The sequence below is a fragment of the Streptomyces sp. AC558_RSS880 genome (assembly GCF_019049255.1).
GTDB lineage: Bacteria > Actinomycetota > Actinomycetes > Streptomycetales > Streptomycetaceae > Streptomyces.
This window is the reverse complement of the sequence record NZ_JAGMUJ010000117.1, coordinates 1-2,529: the sequence shown is the minus strand read 5'-3', so window position 1 is coordinate 2,529 and position 2,529 is coordinate 1. Positions and strand designations below refer to the sequence as shown.

Sequence of the window (2,529 nt, the reverse complement as noted above, 5' to 3'; positions counted from 1 at the left end):
CCCCCCCCGCTTGAGGAGTTCGATCACCCATCGCCCTGGTCGGGGCCTGTCTCATGCACCGGTGCCACGACTGGCTGCCGTGTGTTGCCGTCGTCCGGGGTCGTTGATGTCAGCGTTGGATGTCAACGGAACAGCTCGGGCATCGGGCAAGCTTCCAGCGGCCCCTCCGGCCGGTCGGCCCAGCGCCACCAGACGTGCCGACCGGTGCACTTCAGCAGTGTCCGGCAGGTCCGCCGGCCATCGTCCTCCCGATGAGAGAGGATGAAGCCGCCGAACTTCATGGGCTGGCTGCACTCGGGACAGGCCGAGGCGTCGTCGGTCATGCGGTGCACCCTAACGGAGCGGCCGCTTCATCCTGAAGTAACTCGGGCTGCTCGCTGGTCATGTGCTGCTGTATCTGTCACCTGCGCCGGCGGTCCGCTGACGTCCACGGTTGTTCGCGATGGTGCGTCGTCGTCATCGCGCAGTCAGATACTCAGTGTGCCTCGCACGTGGGGCCGTGGCGCAAGCTCCTACAGGCCGCGTAGCGCCTCGTACAGGTCGTCATGGACTGCCCAGCAGTCGATGCTGCCGTCGTCGTGCAGGCTGCCCATGTACCAGTCGTCGTCATCGACAGGCTTTACGAGACACAGGTTGTGGAACCCGAGAACGATCTCTGGACGCGGCATCTCGTGGGCCCCGGCGAAGGTGACCCACTTCGCTGACCGATCGGGATCCAAGGCGACGGCCTCCCGGTCCCCCGATACATCGCGGATCTGCTGAAGAGTCCATCCCTGGGGTAGCCGTGCGTCTGCCATCCATGGATGGTCTCACTTGCCGGATGCGGGTCATCGCTTCAGGGGAGAGGCTGGGAGATCCGCGGACTGAGCTGCCGATTCGTCGACCGAGGAAGCGAGCGGCTACTTGAATCCGTGAAGAAGGTGGTAACTCAGTGGGATTCAAGCGCTGGTTGACCTGTCCGGGCGTCTGGATGTTGTGATCCTGCGTGCTTGTTCTGCGGCACGTTGGAGTGCCTGGGCCACCTGGTCGGCGTCGTCGGCGCTCAGCAGGACCTCTTGGGTCCAGAGGATCGAGAGCCTGACCGTGCCATCGCGAAGGTGGACGGCTACATCCACTTCTGTGCCGTGGCCTGCTGCGTCCCGGATCTCATCCAGGCCTGGGTCGCTTGCGAACGCGCTCATGCTCCTATGTTCCACAGCGGAGCGTCGTACGGGTCCGGTCGGCTGTGGATGAGAAGCCGGTTACGTTCCCGTTCCGGCGCGGGTTGCCTCCGTGCTCGGGCTGCCCAAGCGGGCCGAGATCCTCATGCGTCGATTCCTGGTCGAGGACACCGACTCGGAGAGTGGCGAAGCGCTGAACGGCGGTATCCGTGAGCACCAGGAGGCGCGGAAGAAGGTCCGCTTCGACCATGTGACGGAACGGATTTCGGCTCGCCTGCCCGAGCGCGCCGAAGTCGAGCTTCTCGACCTTCCAGACGGCGTCCCCGTCCTCACTCCTGGTCGTCGCGTGCGACGCGTCCGGGCAAGCGCTCCAGGTCTCTGACGTACTGCTTCCCGCTGACCGGCAGGAGTTGGAGGACACTTACCGCTTGAACTGACTCGGCCTGTGGCTGGGCGGTGTCTTCACATCTCACACCCACATCGGGCGTGCGACGGTGACGGCGGCTTGGTAGGACGATGCCCGCCGGTGCAGGCAGAACCTGGAGTGGGGCCCGGCACGGGTGCTGAATGGGTAGGGATCATGGACGTGTTCGATGAGCTGGACGACGCTGCGCTCACGGATCTGTGTGCTGCAATGACCACCGACCAGCGTCGCCACGCGGCCACGCTGGCGCTCTGGCGGCTGCGTGCGCCGCTGCTGATGCTCAGGCTCAACCCCGTGTGGGGCCTCCACCGCACGGTTGTGGAGCGCGTATTCCGCGCGATGATCCTCACCCCGGGCGAGGAGGAGTCTCACCGCGCCTACACCGAGGCGGTGGCCGAAATGGTCAGCACCCCGTTCTTCACCGACCCGGAGGAAGGGGAACTGGACGATGTCATCGCCGAAGTCCAGGTAGCGGCCCTTGTGGAGTTGGAGATGTGGAACGTACTGGGCAAGCTGAGTGCGGAGGAGGTCGAGCGGATCATTCGCCGACCCCGCGAGGTGTCCAGATGGCTCGACAGCAGCACGCAAGATTCCCTGTGGGACCACCCGGCTCACCGCGCCCATGAGCGGTACCTCGCGACCGCGCCCGGCCAAGGCCGCGGCTCCGACTTCGGCTACCACAGCACCTGTAACCTCGCCGCCGAGGCCGCTTGTCACGACATCGTTCTGGCACTGCCGCCGACTGCGGGTCTCCTGGGCACCGCAGCCGGTCGAGAGGCACTCGCGCTCTGCGAGGCTTTCAGCACCGAGCTTGTCTCGACCCTGGCCTGGCAGCACAACATGGGCTACTACTGAGTTTTTCGTTAGTTCTGTGGTGGTGGGGGCTTCGGCAGTGTGAGCATGATGGTGTGTCTTCCAAGCCGCAGGATGCTGTTGCTGATGTCT

Annotated in this window: 3 protein-coding genes and 1 pseudogene; 2 read left to right on the top strand and 2 right to left on the bottom strand. The window is 65.0% G+C overall.

Annotated elements, in window-relative coordinates; genetic code table 11:
- Positions 1-122: 122 nt before the first annotated feature.
- Both KUM38_RS29510 and KUM38_RS29505 read right to left on the bottom strand, forming a co-directional pair.
- A complete protein-coding gene (locus KUM38_RS29510) occupies positions 123-323 on the bottom strand; it encodes a dehydrogenase (RefSeq protein ID WP_217133739.1) in 201 nt (66 codons plus the stop codon).
- Positions 324-512: 189 nt separating this feature from the next.
- Complete coding sequence (locus tag KUM38_RS29505) at positions 513-797, bottom strand: hypothetical protein (protein ID WP_254397963.1); 285 nt, start codon at positions 795-797, stop codon at positions 513-515.
- A 436-nt stretch (positions 798-1,233) separates the two neighbouring features.
- Between KUM38_RS29505 and KUM38_RS29500 the strand changes: the two are divergent.
- Both KUM38_RS29500 and KUM38_RS29495 read left to right on the top strand, forming a co-directional pair.
- Positions 1,234-1,597 (top strand): annotated as a pseudogene (locus KUM38_RS29500) (UTRA domain-containing protein); the annotation flags it as partial.
- Between the two features lie 143 nt (positions 1,598-1,740).
- Positions 1,741-2,439: a hypothetical protein gene (locus tag KUM38_RS29495; protein WP_217133737.1), complete on the top strand. Its 699-nt coding sequence runs from the start codon at positions 1,741-1,743 to the stop codon at positions 2,437-2,439.
- Positions 2,440-2,529: the final 90 nt, after the last annotated feature.

What these genes read in the sequence shown, in the direction of transcription:
- KUM38_RS29505 (WP_254397963.1), bottom strand. Translation starts at nt 797, where the DNA reads ATGGCAGACGCACGGCTACCCCAGGGATGGACTCTTCAGCAGATCCGC.
- KUM38_RS29510 (WP_217133739.1), bottom strand. Translation starts at nt 323, where the DNA reads ATGACCGACGACGCCTCGGCCTGTCCCGAGTGCAGCCAGCCCATGAAG.
- KUM38_RS29495 (WP_217133737.1), top strand. Translation starts at nt 1,741, where the DNA reads ATGGACGTGTTCGATGAGCTGGACGACGCTGCGCTCACGGATCTGTGT.